The 19,813-nt window shown below is 73.5% G+C and carries 16 protein-coding genes and 1 pseudogene; 10 read left to right on the plus strand and 7 right to left on the minus strand.

The features are described 5' to 3' along the window. The first annotated feature begins 57 nt into the window (after positions 1-57). The gene (locus Saso_RS08395; RefSeq protein ID WP_189922653.1) at positions 58-1,023 is read left to right on the plus strand and encodes an ROK family protein; all 966 of its coding nucleotides are present in this window, start codon (positions 58-60) and stop codon (positions 1,021-1,023) included. Between the two features lie 437 nt (positions 1,024-1,460). Here Saso_RS08395 and Saso_RS08400 read toward each other — a convergent pair whose 3' ends face one another. Beyond that, positions 1,461-2,378: an ADP-ribosylglycohydrolase family protein gene (locus Saso_RS08400; protein ID WP_189922651.1), complete on the minus strand. Its 918-nt coding sequence runs from the start codon at positions 2,376-2,378 to the stop codon at positions 1,461-1,463. Positions 2,379-2,496: 118 nt separating this feature from the next. On the opposite strand from Saso_RS08400, the gene Saso_RS08405 reads away from it, so the two are divergent. Next, positions 2,497-2,691 (plus strand): hypothetical protein, encoded by a 195-nt coding sequence (locus Saso_RS08405; protein WP_189922649.1) that lies wholly within the window; start codon positions 2,497-2,499, stop codon positions 2,689-2,691. 148 nt (positions 2,692-2,839) lie between these two features. Then, positions 2,840-3,883 carry an NUDIX hydrolase gene (locus tag Saso_RS08410; RefSeq protein WP_189922647.1) on the plus strand — a complete coding sequence of 348 codons (1,044 nt, stop codon included), beginning with the start codon at positions 2,840-2,842 and terminating at the stop codon, positions 3,881-3,883. Positions 3,884-3,961: 78 nt separating this feature from the next. Here the strand turns inward: Saso_RS08410 and Saso_RS08415 are convergent, their stop codons facing one another. Continuing rightward, complete coding sequence (locus Saso_RS08415) at positions 3,962-5,317, minus strand: dipeptidase (RefSeq protein ID WP_189922646.1); 1,356 nt, start codon at positions 5,315-5,317, stop codon at positions 3,962-3,964. A 193-nt stretch (positions 5,318-5,510) separates the two neighbouring features. Between Saso_RS08415 and Saso_RS08420 the strand changes: the two genes are divergently transcribed. Beyond that, complete coding sequence (locus Saso_RS08420; RefSeq protein ID WP_189922644.1) at positions 5,511-6,791, plus strand: geranylgeranyl reductase family protein; 1,281 nt, start codon at positions 5,511-5,513, stop codon at positions 6,789-6,791. 15 nt (positions 6,792-6,806) lie between these two features. Here the strand turns inward: Saso_RS08420 and Saso_RS08425 are convergent, their stop codons facing one another. After that, positions 6,807-7,262, minus strand: coding sequence for a nitroreductase family deazaflavin-dependent oxidoreductase (locus Saso_RS08425; RefSeq protein WP_189922642.1), 456 nt, complete (start codon positions 7,260-7,262; stop codon positions 6,807-6,809). A 125-nt stretch (positions 7,263-7,387) separates the two neighbouring features. Here Saso_RS08425 and Saso_RS08430 point away from each other — a divergent pair, with 125 nt between their 5' ends. From Saso_RS08430 to Saso_RS08440, 3 genes are all read left to right on the plus strand, one after another. Next, positions 7,388-8,077: a TetR/AcrR family transcriptional regulator gene (locus Saso_RS08430; protein ID WP_189922640.1), complete on the plus strand. Its 690-nt coding sequence runs from the start codon at positions 7,388-7,390 to the stop codon at positions 8,075-8,077. Between the two features lie 155 nt (positions 8,078-8,232). Next, complete coding sequence (locus tag Saso_RS08435) at positions 8,233-9,486, plus strand: sensor histidine kinase (protein ID WP_189922638.1); 1,254 nt, start codon at positions 8,233-8,235, stop codon at positions 9,484-9,486. Positions 9,487-9,551: 65 nt separating this feature from the next. Beyond that, positions 9,552-10,217: a response regulator gene (locus Saso_RS08440; RefSeq protein ID WP_189922858.1), complete on the plus strand. Its 666-nt coding sequence runs from the start codon at positions 9,552-9,554 to the stop codon at positions 10,215-10,217. Here the strand turns inward: Saso_RS08440 and Saso_RS08445 are convergent. Together Saso_RS08445 and Saso_RS08450 are read right to left on the minus strand one after the other, a co-directional pair. Then, the gene (locus tag Saso_RS08445) at positions 10,178-10,462 is read right to left on the minus strand and encodes a DUF6332 family protein (RefSeq protein ID WP_189922636.1); all 285 of its coding nucleotides are present in this window, start codon (positions 10,460-10,462) and stop codon (positions 10,178-10,180) included. The genes Saso_RS08440 and Saso_RS08445 overlap by 40 nt on opposite strands. Before the next feature lie 308 nt (positions 10,463-10,770). Beyond that, on the minus strand, positions 10,771-12,261 hold the full coding sequence (locus tag Saso_RS08450; protein ID WP_189922634.1) for an MFS transporter: 1,491 nt from the start codon (positions 12,259-12,261) through the stop codon (positions 10,771-10,773). An 86-nt stretch (positions 12,262-12,347) separates the two neighbouring features. On the opposite strand from Saso_RS08450, the gene Saso_RS08455 reads away from it, so the two are divergent. After that, the gene (locus Saso_RS08455; RefSeq protein WP_189922632.1) at positions 12,348-12,755 is read left to right on the plus strand and encodes a MarR family winged helix-turn-helix transcriptional regulator; all 408 of its coding nucleotides are present in this window, start codon (positions 12,348-12,350) and stop codon (positions 12,753-12,755) included. Positions 12,756-12,865: 110 nt separating this feature from the next. Here Saso_RS08455 and Saso_RS08460 read toward each other — a convergent pair whose 3' ends face one another. Both Saso_RS08460 and Saso_RS08465 read right to left on the minus strand, forming a co-directional pair. Then, positions 12,866-13,621 carry a maleylpyruvate isomerase family mycothiol-dependent enzyme gene (locus Saso_RS08460; RefSeq protein WP_189922631.1) on the minus strand — a complete coding sequence of 252 codons (756 nt, stop codon included), beginning with the start codon at positions 13,619-13,621 and terminating at the stop codon, positions 12,866-12,868. A gap of 48 nt (positions 13,622-13,669) precedes the next feature. After that, positions 13,670-14,888: pseudogene (locus Saso_RS08465) on the minus strand (MFS transporter). Positions 14,889-15,203: 315 nt separating this feature from the next. On the opposite strand from Saso_RS08465, the gene htpG reads away from it, so the two are divergent. Then, positions 15,204-17,153, plus strand: coding sequence for a molecular chaperone HtpG (gene htpG / locus Saso_RS08470; RefSeq protein ID WP_189922630.1), 1,950 nt, complete (start codon positions 15,204-15,206; stop codon positions 17,151-17,153). A gap of 203 nt (positions 17,154-17,356) precedes the next feature. Next, a complete protein-coding gene (locus Saso_RS08475; RefSeq protein WP_189922629.1) occupies positions 17,357-19,753 on the plus strand; it encodes an MFS transporter in 2,397 nt (798 codons plus the stop codon). Positions 19,754-19,813: the final 60 nt, after the last annotated feature.

A 19,813-nucleotide genomic window follows, 5' to 3' on the forward strand; every position in this document is an offset into this window, starting at 1 on the left:
CCCCAACCGCTGGACCGGCCAGCCCTTTTCCTCGGTGGACCGGGAGAACCCAGACTGATGCACACCGACCCAGTGGCCGCGCTCGACATCGGCGGCACCAAGATCGCCGCAGCGCTGGTGGACGGCGACGGCACGATCCTGGCCCGCGTGCAGCGCCCCACGCCCGCGCGCGAGCACGGCGACACCGTGATGCGGGCCGTCGAGGAGGCGCTGGCGGAGCTGACCGCGTCCCCGCTCTGGGGGCGTGTGCAGGCCGTCGGTATCGGCAGCGCGGGCCCCGTGGACGCCTCGGCGGGCACCGTCAGCCCGGTCAACGTGCCCGGCTGGCGCGACTATCCGCTGGTCGACCGGGTCCGCGAGGTCACCGGCGACCTTCCGGTCGAACTCATCGGCGACGGCGTGGCGATCACCGCCGCCGAGCACTGGCAGGGCGCCGCCCGGGGCCACGACAACGCGCTGTGCATGGTGGTCTCCACCGGCGTCGGCGGCGGCCTGGTCCTGGGCGGGCGGCTGCACCCGGGTCCCACCGGCAACGCGGGCCACATCGGTCACATCAGCGTCGAACTCGACGGCGACCTGTGCCCGTGCGGCGCGCGCGGCTGCGTCGAACGCATCGCCAGCGGTCCCAACATCGCCCGGCGTGCCGTGGAGAACGGCTGGCTGCCGGGTCCCGACGGAGACGCCTCCGCCGCCGCGGTGGCCGCCGCCGCCCGTGCGGGCGACCCGGTGGCCGTGGCCTCCTTCGAGCGGGCCGCCCAGGCCCTGGCCGCCGGTATCGCCGCCACCGCGACCCTCGTCGAGATCGACATCGCCGTGATCGGCGGGGGCGTCGGCAAGGCGGGCGAGGTGCTCTTCACGCCGTTGCGCCGGGCCCTGCGCGACTACGCCACCCTCTCCTTCGTCCAGCGCCTGACCGTCACGCCCGCCCAGATGGGCACCGACGCGGGACTGGTCGGCGCGGCCGCGGCGGCGCTGACCCGAAGAACGGGGGAGCCGACCGGACCCGCGAGAGCGGCCGTCTGACACCGGGGCCCTCTGGAGGAACGTTCCGGCGTCGGGAACCGCGGATCGGCTCGGCGGTGCGGGTTCGCCGCCGATGTCGGCGCCGGTGTTGTGCCGTGACGCCGGTGGCCGCCCGGGGAGAGGGACGACCGGAGTGGTGACGTGGCGGATCGGCCGTCGGACGGCGGTGGGTGATCGACTACCGGGCGGGCCCGGTCGTTGTGCGGGATGGGCCCGAACGGTGTCCGGGGACGCCCGGGAGAGGGGCGGCCGGCCTTGTGACGTGGCCCCTCACCCACTGCACCCACCGCTCCCCGGCGTGGTGTTGGGGCCGTCGGGGGTGAACCGGCGGCGGACGGCGGTCGTCCGGTAGGTCGCTCCGCTGTCCGCCGGCTACGGCGTACCGGCGCCCGAGGCGGTGGCCGACCGGTGGTGCGGTGCCGTCGGTCGGCCTGCTGTCAGGACGGGGTGGGGTTCCAGCCGCTCCAGGCCGGGATGTCCTCGCGGGAGCGGCGCCAGGAGGCCGGGACACCGTCCGTGCCGGTCCGGGAGGCGACGACGCCTCCCACGATCGCGCAGGTCGTGTCGCGGTCGCCCCACCCTCCGACGGTCCGCCACAGCGCCTCGGGCAGATCGTCGAGGTGTCCGGCGGCGGACCACAGGGCGAACGGCACCGTGTCCGGGGCCGAGATCAGGGTCCCTGAGCCCAGCACGGACGCCGCGTGGCGCACCGAGGCATGCTCGGGGAGGCCCGCGGCCACCAGCAGCCCGGAGCGGACGTCGCTCTCCGGCAGGGACGACGCCACCTCCCCCAGGAACGCGGCGCGCGCGGGGGCGTCCGCGTCCGCGCCGGCCGCCGCCAGCGCGGCGGCGACCGCGACGGCCACCGCGCCCGCGACCGCCTCGGGGTGGGCGTGGGTGGCCAGCGCGGACAACCGGGCCTGCTCGCGGACCGCCGCGAGGTCGTCGCCGAACCAGGCCCCCAGCGGGGCCACCCGCATCGCCGCCCCGTTGCCGTACGAACCCTGCCCGCCGAACTGCGTCGTCGTCACCGTCCGCCAGTCCGCGCCCGCGCCGATGTCCCGCAGGACCCGGTGCATGGACGGGCCGTACTTGCGGTCCGGGTCGCGGCGGTACTCGGCGGCGAACTCGCGGGCCAGCCCGCCCGGCCGGACCTCCCCGTTCCGCACGAGGTGGGCGAAGAGCACGAACGCCATCGCGGAGTCGTCCGTCCACGGCCACGGCGCGGGGCGCGGCTCGCGCGCCGCCCACCACCGCTCGGCGGGCTCGTCCGAGCGGGTGAACCAGCTGTCGCCGAAGGCGTCGCCCGTCACGAGCCCGTCGAGAGCGGCGTGGGCGTACTGCGGGGCGATCATGGTGAGCTCCTCCGGAACCGTCGTGGACCACGGCATTCTCGCCGCAGGCCGGACGATCACGCGCGCGGATTACCGGACGACGCGTGACCCCGCACCGGTCGACGGCGTTGATCCGTGCATGAAGAAGCGCAGCATGCTCGCCATCGCCTCCCTCGCCACCGGCTTCGTCGTCGCGGCGATCACCCCTTCGCACGGTCTGTCCGGCGCGGAGCTCGACGGACTGAACGTGGGCGACACCCTCAGCACGCTCGACCACACCATCTCCAGCGACAGCCTCGCCGTCGACGACGACGCCCTGGGGCAGAACGGCTGACGGCCGGCGCGGAACGCGAGCGCGGGGGCGCCGGCACCTCACCGGGAGGGGTGCCGGGCCCCCGCGCTCGTGCGCCCTGAACGGGAACTGGTTTCCGTGGCAGGGTGGAGCGGGCAAGCCACAGGGGGCCAACAGAAGAGGGGGAACCGTGACCGTCGTCTGGATCAACGGCGCGTTCGGTGCGGGGAAGACCACCACCGCACGGGAATTGATCGACCTGATCCCGAACAGCACGCTCTTCGACCCCGAGATCATCGGAGCGGCCCTGCCGCACCTGCTGCCGGCCAAACGTCTCGCCGAGGCCGGCGACTTCCAGGACCTGCCGATCTGGCGACGGCTCGTGATCGACACGGCGGCCGCTCTCCTGGCCGAGCTGGGCGGCACCCTCGTCGTCCCCATGACGCTGCTCCGCCAGGAGTACCGCGACGAGATCTTCGGCGGCCTCGCCGCCCGCCGGATCCCCGTCCGGCATGTCCTCCTCGCTCCGGCGGAAACGATCCTGCGCAAGCGAATAGCCGACCGCGAGATACCCGAGGACCTCCCCGACGGCGAGATCCGGATCCGCCAGTGGTCGTACGAGCACATCGAGCCCTACCGGGCCGCCCTCGCCTCCTGGCTCACCGCCGACGCCCATCCCGTCGACAACGGTCCCCTCACCCCGCGCGAGACGGCGGCCCGCATCGCCGAGGCCGTCGGCAGCGGCACGGTCGCCGTCTGCGAGATCGTGCAGACTCCCGAGCCGACCGCCGAGACGGTGGCCGCCGGAGTGCTCCTCTTCGACGAACAGGACCGGGTGCTGCTCGTCGACCCGACGTACAAGCCCGGCTGGGAGTTTCCCGGCGGAGTGGTCGAGCCCGGCGAGGCGCCCGCCCGGGCGGGGGTGCGCGAGGTCGAGGAGGAGACCGGGATCCGGCTGGACGACGTACCGCGGCTGCTGGTCGTCGACTGGGAGCGGCCCGTCCCGCCCGCCTACGGAGGACTGCGTCTGCTCTTCGACGGCGGACGGCTCGACCCCGCGGCCGTGGCGGCGCTGTTGCTGCCGGGGCCCGAACTGCGCGCCTGGCGCTTCGTCACCGAGGAGGAGGCCGCCGCGCTCCTGCCGCCGGTCCGCTACGCGCGCCTGCGCTGGGCGCTGCGGGCCCGCGAGCGCGGGGCGGCGCTGTACCTGGAGGCCGGCACCCCCACGGAATGAGCGCCCTCGCTCAGGACGAGGGCCGCCCCTCGCGGAACCACGCCGGCGGCGAGGCCCTCGCCGCCGGCAGAACGCGGCTCAGCCGGCCGCGTAGTTGCGCAGGAAGAGGGCCTCCGCCACCGACAGCCGCTCCAGCTCCTCGGGGGAGACGCTCTCGTCGATCGCGTGGATCTGCGCCTCCGGCTCGCTGAGGCCGATGAGGAGCATCTCCGCCTGCGGGTAGAGGGAGGCCAGGGTGTTGCACAGGGGGATGGATCCGCCCTGTCCCGCGTACTGCATGTCCTGGCCGGGATAGGCGACCGCCATGGCGTCGGCCATCGCCGCGTAGGCGGGGCTGGTGGTGTCGGCGCTGAACGGCTGGCCCTCGCCGACGTGCTCGGTGCTCACCCGGGCACCCCACGGCGTGTGGTCCTCCAGGTGCGACTGGAGCAGCTTCGTCGCCTCGGCCGCGTCCACACCCGGCGGAACCCGCAGGCCGAGCACCGCGCGGGCACTCGCCTGGATGGACGGGGTCGCGCCCGCGACCGGCGGGCAGTCGATGCCCAGCACGGTGACGGCGGGACGGGCCCAGATGCGGTCGGCGACCGAACCCGAACCCAGCAGCCCGACGCCGTCCAGGACCTTGGCGTCCTGCCGGAACTGCGCCTCGTCGTACTGGAGGCCGTCCCAGCGCGTGTCGTCGGTGAGGCCGTCGACGGTGGTGGAGCCGTCCTCGGCGCGCAGCGAGTCCAGGACGCGGATCAGCGCGCTGAGCGCGTCGGGCGCGGCCCCGCCGAACTGGCCGGAGTGCAGATTGCCCTCGAGGGTGTCGATCCGTACCCGCATCATCGTCATGCCGCGCAGGGAGGTGGTCACGGTCGGCAGGCCGAGCCGGAAGTTGCCCGCGTCGCCGATGACGACGGTGTCGGCCGTCAGCAGCTCGGGGTGCTGCTCGGCGTAGCGCTCCAGGCCGCCGGTGCCCTGCTCCTCGGAGCCCTCCACGATCACCTTCACGTGCACCGGGACCCCGCCGTTCGCCTTCAGCGCCCGCAGCGCCAGCAGGTGCATGATGACGGCGCCCTTGCAGTCGGCGCTGCCGCGGCCGTACCAGCGGCCGTCGCGCTCGGTCAGCTCGAAGGGCGGGGTGGTCCAGGCGGCCTCGTCCAGCGGCGGCTGCACGTCGTAGTGGGCGTAGAGCAGGACCGTCCGGGCGCCGTCGGGGCCGGGCAGGTATCCGTACACCGACTGGGTGCCGTCCGGGGTGTCGAGCAGCGCCACGTCCTGGAAGTCCTCGGCGCGCAGCGCGTCCGCGATCCAGTTCGCGGCGGCCTCGCTCTCGCTCCTGGGGAACCGGTCGAAGTCCGCCACCGACCTGAAGGCGACCAGTTCGGCGAGCTCCGCGCGTGCCCCGGGCAGCAGCGAGGCGACGGTCTCGGCGACCGGATTCGACGACATGGGCACGCTCCTTGTGGGTGCGACGTTGTACTGGTGTGTACTGGTCCGTACGGGTGACCGTGCGAGCGTACGCGCCCGCCGGGATGTGGGGCGCCCACGCCGTCGATCCTCCCACAGCGGACCGTGGCGATCTCCGCCGTAGGATGCGGGGGACAGGTGCGGCAAGCGGCTTGATCAGGAGCAGTAGACCATCGTGAGCAGCGAGAACTCTCCGGCGGACGACGAGAACCCTTCGGCGGACGCGCAGCAGGTATGGGACGTCGTCGTGGTGGGCGCGGGCCCGGCAGGGGCTTCGGCCGCCTACGCGGCGGCGGTCGCGGGACGGCGTGTGCTGCTGCTCGAGAAGGCCGAGCTGCCCCGCTACAAGACGTGCGGCGGCGGCATCATCGGCCCTTCGCGTGACGCGCTGCCCCCGGGCTTCGAGCTGCCGCTCCGCGACCGGGTGCACGCGGTGACCTTCTCGCACAACGGCCGCTTCACCCGCACGCGCCGTTCCCGGCAGATGCTGTTCGGGCTCATCAACCGGCCCGAGTTCGACCAGCAGCTCGTCGAGCACGCCCAGAAGGCGGGCGCCGAGCTGCGCACGGGCGCCGCCGTGCAGCGCGTCGAGCAGCACGGCTCGGCGGTGCCGGACCGGCGCACGGTCGCGGTCGTCCTCCAGGGCGGGGAGACGCTGCTGGCACGTGCGGTGGTCGGCGCGGACGGAAGCGCGAGCCGGATAGGAGCGCACGTCGGCGTCAAGCTCGACCAGGTGGATCTCGGTCTGGAGGCGGAGATCCCGGTGCCGGACACGGTCGCGGAGGACTGGAAGGGCCGGGTCCTCATCGACTGGGGTCCCATGCCGGGCAGTTACGGCTGGGTGTTCCCCAAGGGCGACACGCTGACGGTCGGAGTGATCTCGGCCCGCGGCGAAGGCGCCGCAACCAAGCGCTACCTGGAGGACTTCATCGGGCGGCTCGGCCTCGCCGGGTTCGAGCCGAGCATCTCCTCCGGTCACCTGACGCGCTGCCGGGCCGACGACTCCCCGCTGTCACGCGGGCGGGTGCTCGTGTGCGGCGACGCGGCGGGCCTGCTGGAGCCGTGGACCCGCGAGGGCATCTCCTTCGCGCTGCGCTCGGGCCGGCTCGCCGGCGAGTGGGCGGTCCGCATCGCCGAGGCACACGACGCGGTGGACACCCGCCGCCAGGCGCTGAACTACGCCTTCGCGATCAAGGCCGGTCTCGGCGTCGAGATGAGCGTCGGCAAGCGGCTCCTGGCCCTCTTCGAGCGCCGGCCCGGCCTCTTCCACGCCGGTCTCACCGGTCTGCGCCCGGTGTGGCGGGCGTTCACCGACATCACCCGCGGCCGGACGACCCTCGGTGAACTGGTCCGTTCGCACCCGATGGCCCAGCGGGCGCTGACCGCGCTCGACCGGCGGCAGGAGGAGACGCCGGAGCGCGAGTCCGCGCCGGCGTCGCAGGAGAGCGACGCCTGACCGGGCGGGAGCGGATCACCGTCGGCCGGTGACGGTGATCCGGAACACCGGGTGGTCGGGCGCGATCCGGCGCAGGTCGGCGTCGGAGGAGTCCGGGCCCACCCCGTTGAAGAACACGCCGACCTCGGCCTTCCAGCGCTTGAGGTAGGCGCGCAGCAGCGGCGTCTTGTCGTCGTCGGCGATCTCGACCGCCGTGAACTCCTCGACGTTCTTCCCGAGCAGCAGCTCACCGCCGCCCGCCGCCCGCATGTTGTGCGTCCACTGGACGTGGCCGCGCGGCGCGACCAGGTACTGCGCGCCGTCCACGGTCAGCAGATTGACCGGGGTGGTCCGCCACGCGCCGCTCTTGCGGCCGCGCACCGCCAGCACCCGGGACCCCCACACGCTCAGGCCCCGGCGGGTCAGCCAGCCGACGGCACGGTTGAGGACGTTGACGGTGAACCAGCCGGGCTTCTGCACGTGGGTGGACATGGCTGCTGCCTCCTGAAGGGAAAAGTGTGAGCACTGCTCTCGCTCTGGGCAAGAGCAGTGCTCTCTTTTCGGTTCGCCGCTCTCCAGTGTGTGCAGTGCTCTGCTTCCGTGCGACACTGGAGCGCATGAGCAGCACCGTTCGAGGGGCACGCGCCCGCGCCAGGATCGAAGTGACCGCCGCCATCAAGGAAGAGGCCCGCAGACAACTCGCGGCCGAGGGCCCGACCAAGCTCTCGCTGCGCGCCGTGGCCCGCGAACTGGGCATGGTCTCCTCCGCGCTGTACCGCTACTTCCCCAGCCGCGACGACCTGCTCACCGCTCTCATCATCGACGCCTACGACTCCCTCGGCGAGCGGGCCGAGACCGCCCACGCCACCGTCGCGGACGCCGCTCCCGTCGAGCGGTGGGTGGCGGTCGGCGAGGCGGTGCGCGGCTGGGCGCTGGCGCACCCGCAGGAGTACGCGCTGATCTACGGCACGCCGGTGCCCGGCTACAGCGCACCGCAGACGACCGTCCCCGCCGCCGCCCGGGTCGGCCTGCTCCTCATCGACATCGTGCGGGACGCGCACCGCCGGCACGAGTTGGAGGTGCCGCTGCTGACGGACGAGCTGGTCCCCGAGGCGGTCCGGATGGGAGCCGAGCTCGCCCCCGACCTGCCGCCGGGCGCGGTCGCGGCACTCGTCGCGGCCTGGTCCCAGTTGTACGGGCTGGTCGGGTTCGAGCTCTTCGGCCAGTTCAACCGGGTGGTCGAGGAACGCGAGCCGTTCTTCCGGTACGCGGTGACGCGGCTCGCCCATGGAGTGGGCCTGCGCTGAGTCCGGCGGCGCAGGGCGGGCCGGCTCCCCGGGTGGTCGCCGACGGCAGGCCTGCACCGTGGCCGTACTTCCGCGGCCGTACTTCCGTGGGAGTACGGCCGCTCACCTCGCCCGGCGGACGTGCGGGGCGGCCCCGGGCGTCTAGCGTGGCGGGCATGGACGAGGAGCGGACGCACGGCCGGGGCCGCCCGGGCCCGTGGTGGTGGCACGGGCCGCCGCCCTGGCACCGCCACCGGGAGGGTCCGCAGGCCGGAGCCGAGGTGGTCTCGGGTGGCGTGCGGTGGCCCTGGCGGTCCACCGTGCTGGTCACCGTCCTCGTCCTCGTCGGGTCGAACTTCGCGGCCCACGCGCAGGGATCCGGCCGGGCGCCGCTCGACGCCTACGCGCGCGTGCTGCTGCTGGTCGCCTCCGGGCTGCTGCTGTGGCGGTGGCGCCGGCCCGTGACCGTCGTGTTCGGGACCGCGGCCGCCGCCGCCCTCTACCTCGGCGCCGGCTATCCGTACGGACCGGTGTTCCTGACCGTGGCCGTGGCCTGCTTCGCCGCCGTCGTCGCCGGGCACCGGCGAGCGGCCTGGACGGCGTTGGGTCTGTTGTGGGCCGTCCATCTGCTGGTCGCGCACTGGCTCTACCGGTGGCTGCCGCCCGCCGGCGACGACCCGGCGTCCTTCGGGCAGGAGATCGTCGTCGCGGGATGGGCCCTGGCGATCGTGGCGGTCGCCGAGCTGGTCCGGATCCGGCGTGAGCAGTGGTCCCGCGAGCGGGCCGAGCGCGCCCATGCGGCCCGTCGGCGCGCCGACGAGGAACGGTTGCGCATCGCCCGTGAACTGCACGACGTCCTCGCGCACAGCCTCTCGCTGATCAACGTGCAGTCGGGGGTGGGGCTCGCGCTCCTCGACTCCGATCCGGAACAGGCGCGCACGGCGCTCACCACCATCAAGGCCGCCAGCAAGGAGGCGCTCGGCGAGGTCCGGCAGGTGCTGGACAGCCTCCGGGCGCCGGGGGAAGCGCCGCGTACCCCCGCCCCCGGCCTGGACCGGCTGCCCGAGCTGGTGGAACAGGCGGCCCGCGCGGGTCTGGCGGTCGAGGTGACCGGTGAACCGCCCCGGCTGCCGCCGCACACGGACCTCGCCGCCTTCCGCATCGTGCAGGAAGCACTCACCAACGTCGTCCGGCACTCGGGTTCGCGCCACGCGCGCGTGCGGCTCGGACGCGACGGCGGCACCCTGCGGCTGCGGATCGACGACGACGGGCCGGCGACCGGCGCGGAGGCGGGCGGCAGCGGCAACGGCCTCGCCGGGATGCGGGAGCGGGCCGCGGCGCTCGGTGGCACGATCGAGGCCGGGCCACGGCCCGGCGGAGGCTTCCGGGTGTTCGCCGTACTGCCCATGGGGGCGGGGGAGGACCGGTGAACCCGGCGGGCCGTGCGGCGGACCGCGGGACAGGAGGACAGGTGGACACGGAAGCGGGGCGGCCGGTGATCCGGGTGCTGCTCGCCGACGACCAGTCGCTGGTGCGGGCGGGATTCCGCGCCCTGCTGGACGCACAACCGGACATCGTCGTGGCGGGCGAGGCCGCCGACGGACGGGAAGCGGTCGGCGCGGTGCGCGAACTGCGGCCCGACGTCGTGCTGATGGACATCCGGATGCCCGTCCTCGACGGCCTGGCCGCCACCCGGCGGATCACCGACGACGAGGCGCTCTCCCGGGTCAAGGTCGTCATGCTGACCACCTTCGAACTCGACGAGTACGTCTTCGAGGCGATCCGTTCGGGGGCGTCCGGCTTCCTGGTCAAGGACACCGAGCCGGAGGAACTCCTGCGTGCGGTCAGGGCGGTGGTCGCCGGGGACGCGCTGCTGTCGCCGGGAGTGACGCGTCGGCTCATCGCGGAGTTCGCCGCCCGTTCCAAGGAACCCGCGGTGGCCGACGTGCTGACCCGGCTCACGGAGCGGGAGCGGGAGGTGATGGCGCTGGTCGGAATCGGGCTGTCCAACGAGGAGATCGCGCGCAGACTGGTGGTCAGCCCGCTCACCGCCAAGACGCACGTGAGCCGCACGATGGTGAAGCTCGGCGCCCGCGACCGGGCCCAACTGGTCGTGCTCGCCTACGAGTCGGGGCTCGTCCGGCCGGGCTGGCTGGGCTGAGCGCCGGCCCGCAGGCGGACGAGCACAGAGACCACCCGGACCACGAACACCACGGGGGCCAGCACCTGACCCGTCCGGAGCAGCGCCTTCTCCGCGAGAGCGGGCAGTTCGAACAGCAGCGCCGGACCGGCGACCGCCCCGAACAGCACCGCCGCCGCGAACACCGCGCTGCACAGCGCGTATCCGATCTCGACGGTGATCGCGTCCCGTTCGGCCTGTGTGCGCCGTCCCCCGTTGCCGCTCATACCGCGAGTCTCACAGGTGGGCGCCCGGCGGGGCGATCGGCCCCGCCGGGCGCTCTCCGCCGGAAGGTCCCTACCCCCGAGGAGGGACCTTCCCGGACGGCCGGTCCCTTCGGAGAGGGCCGGGAGCCGTTCTAGGGCGTGTTTCGAAAGTCCCGTCTGCCCGGCGACGCCTGGCACGCACGCTCGCCGCGTTGTCGGGATCACCCCGATACAACCAGTATCGGGGCGACCCTCCGCCTTGCGATCGCACGCACCAGGCGCCGCCGGGCCCGCCCTCCGGGCGGACGACGCTACTTTCGAAACACGCCCTAGTCGCGGGCCCCCACGGGCTCCGCGTCCGGCTCGGGCACGGTGGACCTGGCCACCACGACCGAGCCGAGGGCGCGCCGGGTGCGCAGTCCCGGCAGGGTGATGAGCAGGCCCGCTGCGGCGATCAGCGTCACCACCGCCAGCCCGGGCCGGTAACTGTCGAGGACGGCCTGCGGGGTGGGGTCGGCCGGGGCGCCCGCGGTCACCACCGCCGTCACCACCGCCAGGAAGATCGCGCCGCCCACCTGCACCGAGGTGTTGAGCAGCCCCGACACCATGCCCTGCTCGTGGTCGGCGACGCCGTTGGTGGCCTGGATGTTGAGCGAGGGGAAGACCAGGGCGCAGGCCGCGCCGATCAGCAGCATCGTCGGCAGGATCACCGCCGCGTACACCGGGTCGAGATCGACGCGCAGGAACAGCGCGTATCCGGCGACCATGAAGGCGAAGCCGGCCGCGATCAGCCGAGGAGTGCCGAACCGGTCGACGATCGAGCCGACCTTGGTCGAGGACACCGCCACCAGCGCGCCGGCGGGCAGGAAGGCGAGCGCCGTGTGCAGCGCCGACCAGCCGAGCAGCGTCTGCATGTACAGGGTGGCCAGGAACTGGAAGCCGACGTACGAGCCGAAGAAGGCCATCGCGCCGAGCTGGGCGCGGATCTGGCTGCCGGAGCGCAGGACGCCGAGCCGGATCAGCGGACCCGCCGAGCGCCGCTCGACGAGGACGAAGACGGTCAGCAGGACGGCGACGGCGAGGAACGACAGCAGGGTGCGCGCGGACGTCCAGCCGGCCTCCGGTGCCTGGACCACGGTGAAGACGAGGAGCAGCATCGACGCGGTGCCGAGGACGGCGCCGGGCACGTCGTAGCCGTCGTGGTCCTTCTCGCGGGTGCTGCGCGGCAGCAGCTTGAGACCGGCGATCAGGGCGATCAGGGCGATCGGGGCGGGCAGCAGCATGGTGAGGCGCCAGCTCGCCTCGGTGAGCAGCCCGGAGAGGACCAGGCCCATCGAGAAGCCGGTGGCGGCGCAGGTGGTGTAGATGGAGAGGGCGCGGTTGCGCAGCGGGCCCTCGGGGAACGTCGTCGTGATGATGGACAGGCCGGCCGGGGCGGTGAAGGCCGCGCTCAGCCCCTTGACGAACCGGCTCGCGATCAGCAGCGGGCCCGAGTCGACCAGTCCGCCGAGCAGCGAGGCGAGCGCGAAGACGCCGAGGGCGATCAGGAAGACCTGGCGGCGGCCGAGCAGGTCCGCCGTGCGGCCGCCCAGGAGGAGCAGCCCGCCGTAGCCCAGGATGTATCCGCTGACGATCCATTGCAGGGTCGAGGTGGTCAGGCCGAGGTCGGAGCCGATGGACGGCAGGGCGACGCCGACCATCGACACGTCCAGCGCGTCCAGGAACATCGCTGCGCACAGCACCAGCAGGGTGCCCCACAGCCGGGACGTCCAGCGGCCCTCGGGGAGAGGGGACGCGGGGGAGGGGAGCGGAGAGGTCATGCCGCAGACACTACATGCGTATGCATCGAATGCAAGCGCATTTAATTCTGATGCAATGAAACCCGTTCTCTGCTACGGTGCGCCCCATGGCGGCTGCGGGAACGGACGGGACACAGGCCGAGCAGGCGCTCGTGGAGCAGTGGCGGGGCATGCTGGCCCTGCACGCGAGGACCCAGTGCGAGCTCGACCGGGCACTGCACGGACACGGCCTGTGCGGCAGCGACTTCGAGGTGCTCGACGTCCTCGCGGAGTCGGCGGCGCCGGACGGCTCGTGCAGCTACCGCGTCCAGGAGATCGCCGAGCGGGTCCACCTCAGCCAGAGCGCGTTGTCACGGCTCGTCGCCCGCCTGGAGAAGGAGGGGCTCGTCGAGCGGGGCATGTGCGCGGAGGACCGCAGGGGCGTCCGTGTCGCCCTGACCGGCAAGGGGCGCGCGCTGCACGTCGACGTACTGCCGGTGCAGCGCGCGGTGTTGAGCCGGATGCTGACGGACTGACCCGTGAGCCCGACGCCGGGCACCGGGGCGGAAGGGCCGGGGCCGAAGGGTGAGGGACGGACCGGACGGTACGGGTACCGACGGCGGTCGTCCCCCCGGCCGGCGGACCGTCAGCCCACGGCGGACTTCTCGCGCCACAGGGTCGCCGTCGCGCTGTCCCCGGTCACGGCGGGGAACGGCGCCCGGTTCCACAGCGACAAGTAGAGCAGGGCCGCGGGACCGGACACCTCGCAGTCGGCGTCCGGTTCGGCCCCGCCGCCGTCCCGTTCCGTCACGGGCGGCTCCGCGGAGAGCCGTACGGTCCACGCGGCGCCGGCCGCATCCGTCGCCCGCACCCGCAGGACCCTCGGTACCTCGGCGCGTACCCGGCTCTTGGCGCGCCCGTGGAACCCGCGCAGCAACTCGTCGACACCGTCGGCCGCGAAGCCCGGGTCGAGGTCCCGGGCCGCCTCCTCGGGAGAACGGCCGCATGCCGACTCCGCGTCCACGCGGTGCACCGCCGTCTCGTGCGCCTGCCGCCTCGCCCAGAAGGCCAGCGGCGAGGGGGCGGGCAGGAAGTGCCAGCACTCCAGGTCGGGCGGGGCGGCGGACAGGGTGGCCACGAGACGCTCGTGCCCTTCGCGGAACCAGGCGAGCAGCGCGTCGCCGTCGAGGTCCGGCGGGTCGCCGAACGGACGGAACGAAGGCTCGGCCCGCGCCACGAACGACGTCGCCCAGCGGTGCACCGCGCCCGTGTGCCGGAGCAGGTCCCTGACCTGCCACTCGGGGCAGGTCGGCACCTTCGCGCCGGGGCCCGCTTCCGCCGCGGCGGCGGCCAGCGCCCGGCCTTCCCGGTCCAGGACGCTGAGGAACTCGGCAGTCTCCATGGGGCGAGTGTGGCGGACGGAGCGCGGCCGGGGGAATGCCGCCGTGGATCAGCCCGCCGTCGCCCGGCGGGTGGCGAAGCCGATCGCCGCGGCCACCGCGGCGAGCACGGCGACGCTCGTGAGCGCCGCGGACAGGGAGAACCAGTCGGCCATGAAGCCGATCGCGGGCGGACCCAGCAGCATCCCGCCGTAGCCGAGCGTCGAGGCGACGGCGACGCCGCTCGGCCCCGCGAGGGCGCCCGCCCGTTCCACGGCCACCGGGAAGAGGTTGGCCAGTCCGAGCCCCGCGACCGCGTAGCCCACCAGGGCGGCCCACAACTCCGGGGCCAGGGAACCCAGCAGCATCCCCGCGGCCGCGACGGACCCGCCGGTCACCACCGTGCGGGTGCGGCCGAGCCGTTCGAGGAGGGTGGTGCCGGTGAGCCGGCCGGCCGTCATGGCGAGCGCGAAGCACGCGTATCCGGCCGCGGCGGCTCCGGCGGACGCGTCCAGGTCCTGTTCCAGGTGCAGTGCGCCCCAGTCCGCGAGGGCCCCCTCGCCGTACGCGGTGCACAGGGCGATCAGGCCGAAGACGAGGACGAGCCGGCGCGTGCGGGGCTCCGGGCCGTGCGCGTCCGGCGTCGGGGGCGTCGGTTCCCCGGTCGCGCCGGTGACGCGCTCCGGTGGCCGCGGCGGCTCGTGACGGAGCAGTGCCGGCGCGGTGAGCGCGGTGACCAGAAGTCCGATGATCCCGAGACCCAGCAGATGGCGGGCGGGGGGAGAGGGAACCGGCGACCAGGCCGCCGAGACCGGCGCCGATCATCCCGCCCAGGCTGAAGGCCGCGTGGAAGGTGGGCATGACCGGTCTGCGCAGCGCCGCGACCAGGTCGACCGCGGCGCTGTTGAAGGCCACGTTGATCCCGCCGTAGGCCGCGCCGAAGAGCAGCAGGACGATGCCGAGCGCGGCGGCGGAGTGGGTGAGCGGGGGAAGCGTGACGCTCAGGGAGAGCAGGACGGCGCAGACGACGGTGACCGGGTGGCTGCCGTACCGGTTGCACAGGCGCCCGGTGCACACCATCGTGACCACCGCGCCGGCGGAGACGCCGAGGAGGGCGAGACCGAGGGTGCTGGGGGAGGCGCCGGTCTGCTCCTTGATCGCGGGGATCCGGACGACCCAGCCGGCGAAGACGAAGCCGTCGAGGGCGAAGAACGTGGTCAGGGCGACACGGAGCCGGGTGAGGCCGCGGCCCTCGCCCGTCACCGCGTGATGTCTCCCCGCTTTGTTCATTTGCGGCACAAAATGAGGCTAGGGGTTGTCCGGACGGGGGACAAGGGGAGCCCGGGGGGTGTGCGGACGGAGGCGAACGAGGTGAACGAGGAGTAGCTGCGGCGCTCGGGGTCCGGGCCGGGCACCCGTCCCGCGGCGCCGGCCCGGCGGAACACCCTTCCCCTGCCGTCCGGGGGCACCGGACGGCGGGAGGGCGCCGTGAGGGGGTCGGGAACCGGGCGACCCGGAACAGCGGGCACCGTGGGCTGACTTGGTGTCCTACAGTGGCATTCGCCAGCCCAGGAGACTCCAGAACCTGTGAGGTACACGCCCACCATGTCGACCGAAACCTTTGAGTTCCAGGTAGAGGCCCGTCAGCTGTTGCAGCTGATGATCCACTCGGTCTACTCGAACAAGGACGTCTTTCTCCGTGAACTCGTGTCCAACGCCTCGGACGCGCTGGACAAGCTGCGCCTGGCCGCGCTGCGGGACGACGCGCCCGGCGCGGACGTCTCGGACCTGCACATCGAGATCGACATCGACGCGGAGTCCCGCACCCTGACGGTGCGCGACAACGGGATCGGGATGTCGTACGACGAGGTCGGCCGGCTCATCGGCACGATCGCCAACTCGGGCACGGCGAAGTTCGCGCAGGAGCTGCGCGAGGCCCAGGAGGAGGCCGGGGCCGAGGGGCTCATCGGGCAGTTCGGCGTCGGCTTCTACTCCGGCTTCATGGTGGCCGACGAGATGACGCTGCTGACCCGGCGGGCCGGCGAGAACCACGGGACCCGCTGGTCCTCGCGCGGCGAGGGCACCTACACGCTGGCCCGGGTGGACGACGCGCCGCAGGGCACGTCCGTCACCCTCCACCTGAAGCCGGCCGACGCGGACGACCAACTGCACGACTACACGGCGGAATGGACGATCAGGGAGATCGTCAAGCGCTACTCGGACTTCATCACCTGGCCCATCCGGCTCGTCCCCAAGGCGGCCTCCGGCGACACCGGGGGCGAGGACGCCGCCCAGGACGGCGACGCCCCGGAGAGCGCGGGCACCGCGTCCGCGCCCGAGACGCTGAACTCGATGAAGGCCCTGTGGGCGCGCTCGCGCGACGAGGTCTCCGACGACGAGTACCACGAGCTGTACAAGCACATCAGCCACGACTGGCGCGAGCCCCTGGAGACCGTCCGGCTCCAGGCGGAGGGCACCTTCGAGTACCAGGCGCTGCTGTTCCTCCCCTCGCACGCCCCGCACGACCTGTACAACCAGAACTACCAGCGCGGTGTGCAGCTGTACGTGAAGCGCGTCTTCATCATGGACGACTGCGAGGCGCTGCTTCCGCCGTACCTGCGCTTCGTCAAGGGCGTGGTCGACGCGGCGGACCTCTCGCTGAACGTCTCGCGCGAGATCCTCCAGCAGGACCGCCACATCCGGATGATGCAGCGCCGGCTCACCAAGAAGGTCGTGTCGACGGTCAAGGACATGATGACCTCGGCCCCCGACCGCTACGCCACCTTCTGGCGGGAGTTCGGCGCCGTCCTGAAGGAAGGGCTGCTGAGCGATTCCGACAACCGGGACACGCTCCTCGCGGTCTCCTCGTTCGCGACCACGCACAGCGAGGACGAGCCGACCACGCTGAAGGGCTACCTGGAGCGGATGAAGGACGGGCAGGAGGCCGTCTACTACCTGACCGGCGAGTCCCGGCAGAGCATCGAGAACTCTCCGCACATGGAGGCGTTCCGGGCGAAGGGCATCGAGGTCCTGCTCCTGACCGACCCGGTCGACGAGGTGTGGGTCGACGCGGTGGGCGAGTTCGAGGGGAAGCCGCTGCGGTCCGTCGCGAAGGGCGAGGTCCACCTCGGTGGCCAGGACGACGAGAAGGCCGACGCCGAGCGGGAGAAGCAGGGCGAGGAGTTCGCCGGACTGGTCGGCTGGATGAAGGAGCAACTGGCCGAGGAGGTCAAGGAGGTGCGGCTGTCCTCGCGCCTCACGGTGTCGCCGGCCTGCATCGTCTCCGACGCGCACGACCTCACCCCGGCGCTGGAGAACATGTACCGCGCGATGGGGCAGGAGGTGCCGCGCGCCCTGCGGATCCTCGAACTCAACCCCGATCACGTCCTGGTGAAGGGCCTGAACCAGGCCTACAAGGAGCGCGACGACCGTGCGGGGCTCGCCGAGACCGCCGAACTGCTGCACGGGCTCGCGGTGCTGGCCGAGGGCGGCCGGCCCAAGGAGCCCGGCCGGTTCGTGAAGCTGGTCGCCGACCACCTGGAACGGGCCCTGTAGCACGGGGACTTCGGGCCGGGCGGAATCCTCCGTCCGGCCCTCGCTCCGGGGAGGTCGGCCGGGCCCTCGGCCGGGGCCGTCTGCCCGGTTCCTTCACGCGTCGCACACCGAACATGCTAGTTGCTTGAGTAAATCAAGTGGGCATACGATGCTGCGCACGCGTCGTGCGGAACCGCAGCGGCATCCCCCACGGAGGCTCGGCCATGTCTCATGCGCAACCCAGGTCCGCGGCGGCGGAGGAGGCGCCCACCGCACGGCGGTCCGGCCCCGTCGTGGCGGTGCTGGCCTTCGGCGGGATCGTCGTCTCGCTGATGCAGACCCTGGTGATCCCGATCGTCCCCGAGCTGCCGCGGCTGCTGGACGCCCCGGCCTCGGACGCGGCCTGGGCGGTCACCGCGACCCTCCTCGCCGCCGCCGTCGCCACCCCGGTCATGGGCCGCCTCGGCGACATGTACGGCAAGCGCCGCATGCTGCTGGTCAGTCTGCTCACCCTGATCGCCGGGTCGGTCACGGCCGCGCTCGGCGACGGACTGGCCCCGATGATCGTCGGCCGGGCCCTCCAGGGACTGGCGGCCGGGGTCGTCCCGCTCGGCATCAGCATCATGCGCGACGAACTCCCCGCGGAGCGGCTCGGATCGGCCACTGCCCTCATGAGCGCCTCCCTCGGCATCGGCGGTGCCCTCGGGCTGCCCGCGGCCGCGCTCATCGCCGACCACTTCGACTGGCACATGCTCTTCTGGACCTCGGCCGTCCTCGGCGCCGTGGCCGCCGTGCTCGTCCCGCTGGCCGTACCCGAGTCGAAGGTGCGCGGCGGCGGGCGCTTCGACGTGGTCGGCGCCCTCGGTATGGCGGCCGGCCTGGTGTGTCTGCTGCTCGGGATCTCCAAGGGCGCCGACTGGGGGTGGGGGAGCGGCACCACCCTCGGCCTCCTCGCCGCGGCGGTCGTCGTGCTGCTGCTGTGGGGCGTGTTCGAACTGCGCGTCGCACAACCCCTGGTGGACCTGCGGAGCACCGCTCGCCGTCAGGTGCTGATGACCGACCTCGCCTCGCTGGCCTTCGGATTCTCCATGTTCGCGATGTCCCTGGTCCTGCCCCAGTTGCTCCAGCTGCCTCGGGCGACGGGCTACGGCCTGGGCAGGTCGCTGCTGACCGCGGGTCTGGTGATGGCTCCCACCGGCCTGGTGATGATGGCCACCGCCCCGCTCTCCGCGCTGCTCTCCAGGGCGCGGGGCCCGAGGACGACCCTGATGACCGGCGCCCTCGTCGTCGCCGCCGGGTACGGCCTCGGCACCGTGCTGATGGACACGGTGTGGCAGCTCGTCCTGGTCTCCTGCGTGATCGGCGCGGGCATCGGCCTCGCCTACGGGGCCGTGCCCGCGCTCGTCATGGGCGCGGTGGACCCCTCCGGGACGGCCGCCGCCAACAGCCTCAACACCTTGATGCGGTCCATCGGCACCTCCACGGCAAGCGCGGTCGCCGGCGTCGTCCTGGCCCGGACGACCACACCGTTCGGCGGTGCGGAGCTGCCCTCGGAGAACGGCTTCAAGGTGGTCATGGCCGTCGGTTCCGCGGCGGCCCTGCTGGCCCTCGCCGTCGCCGCGTTCATCCCGCGCCGCCGCACGGACGACCCGGCCGAGCCGTCCGGCGCGCCCGTGGTCCCGGGATCACCGGAACCCGCTTCCGCGGCCGCCGTTCCCGCGGCCCCCGCTCTCGGGGCCCCCGATTCCGCCGCGGCGGTCGAGCGGGCCGTCGGTGCCGCGGTCGCCGTGCCGCTGGCCCGCGCGGTCGCGGAACTCGTCGCCACGGTCCCGGGCCTGAGCGACGACGACCCGGGCGGCGCCGGGCGCCCGGTACGCGGACACGTGCGGGGCGCGGAGAACGTCCCGGTGCCCGACGCCGCCCTCACGCTGATCTCGCCGACCGGGCGGCAGCTCAGCCGGACGGTGGCCGGGCCCGACGGCTCGTACGCGATGCACGCGCCGGGCGAGGGCACCTACGTGCTCGTGGTCGCGGCCGACGGACACCGGCCGCAGGCGACGACCCTCGTGGTCGGGGCGACGCCGGTGACGTACGACGTGCTGCTCAGCGCGGACAGCGGCCTCGCCGGGACCGTGCGGTCCGCGCAGGACGGGGCGCCGGTCGCCGGGGCGGTGGTGATCCTCACGGACGTGCGCGGCGACGTGGTGGCCACCACGCGCACCGACGGGACCGGCGACTTCTCCGTCACCGAACTGGTGCCGGGGCCGATGACCCTCGCGGTGAACTCGCCCAAGCACCGCCCGCTCGCACGGCCAGTGGAGATCCGCGGCACCGGTGTCACCCGCGTCGACGTCGAGCTGCGGCCCGGCGCGCTGGTGCGGGGCACGGTGCGCGGCGGGGGCGCTCCGCTGGGCGACGCCCGGGTGACCCTGGTGGACGCCGCCGGGAACGTCGTGGCGACCGCCACCACCGGCGTCGACGGCACGTACGCCTTCCCCGACCTGGACGGCGGCCGGTACACGGTCATCGCGACCGGCTACCCGCCGCGCGCGAGCGGCGTCAGCCTCGACGGCGCGGACGTGGACGGCCACGACATCGAACTCGTCCACGCGGCGCGGTAGTCCGCCCACCGCGGGACCACGTCCGTGCGTGGTCCCGCGGCGGGCGCCCGGGTAGGAACC

This window comes from Streptomyces asoensis (assembly GCF_016860545.1).
Classification (GTDB): Bacteria; Actinomycetota; Actinomycetes; order Streptomycetales; family Streptomycetaceae; genus Streptomyces; species Streptomyces asoensis.

Excerpts from the sequence above, each read along its gene's own strand:
- Saso_RS08395 (WP_189922653.1), top strand. The coding sequence starts at position 58 with ATGCACACCGACCCAGTGGCCGCGCTCGACATCGGCGGCACCAAGATC.
- Saso_RS08400 (WP_189922651.1), bottom strand. The coding sequence starts at position 2,378 with ATGATCGCCCCGCAGTACGCCCACGCCGCTCTCGACGGGCTCGTGACG.
- Saso_RS08405 (WP_189922649.1), top strand. The coding sequence starts at position 2,497 with ATGAAGAAGCGCAGCATGCTCGCCATCGCCTCCCTCGCCACCGGCTTC.
- Saso_RS08415 (WP_189922646.1), bottom strand. The coding sequence starts at position 5,317 with ATGTCGTCGAATCCGGTCGCCGAGACCGTCGCCTCGCTGCTGCCCGGG.
- Saso_RS08425 (WP_189922642.1), bottom strand. The coding sequence starts at position 7,262 with ATGTCCACCCACGTGCAGAAGCCCGGCTGGTTCACCGTCAACGTCCTC.
- Saso_RS08430 (WP_189922640.1), top strand. The coding sequence starts at position 7,388 with ATGAGCAGCACCGTTCGAGGGGCACGCGCCCGCGCCAGGATCGAAGTG.
- Saso_RS08435 (WP_189922638.1), top strand. The coding sequence starts at position 8,233 with ATGGACGAGGAGCGGACGCACGGCCGGGGCCGCCCGGGCCCGTGGTGG.
- Saso_RS08445 (WP_189922636.1), bottom strand. The coding sequence starts at position 10,462 with ATGAGCGGCAACGGGGGACGGCGCACACAGGCCGAACGGGACGCGATC.
- Saso_RS08450 (WP_189922634.1), bottom strand. The coding sequence starts at position 12,261 with ATGACCTCTCCGCTCCCCTCCCCCGCGTCCCCTCTCCCCGAGGGCCGC.
- Saso_RS08455 (WP_189922632.1), top strand. The coding sequence starts at position 12,348 with ATGGCGGCTGCGGGAACGGACGGGACACAGGCCGAGCAGGCGCTCGTG.
- Saso_RS08460 (WP_189922631.1), bottom strand. The coding sequence starts at position 13,621 with ATGGAGACTGCCGAGTTCCTCAGCGTCCTGGACCGGGAAGGCCGGGCG.
- htpG (WP_189922630.1), top strand. The coding sequence starts at position 15,204 with ATGTCGACCGAAACCTTTGAGTTCCAGGTAGAGGCCCGTCAGCTGTTG.
- Saso_RS08475 (WP_189922629.1), top strand. The coding sequence starts at position 17,357 with ATGTCTCATGCGCAACCCAGGTCCGCGGCGGCGGAGGAGGCGCCCACC.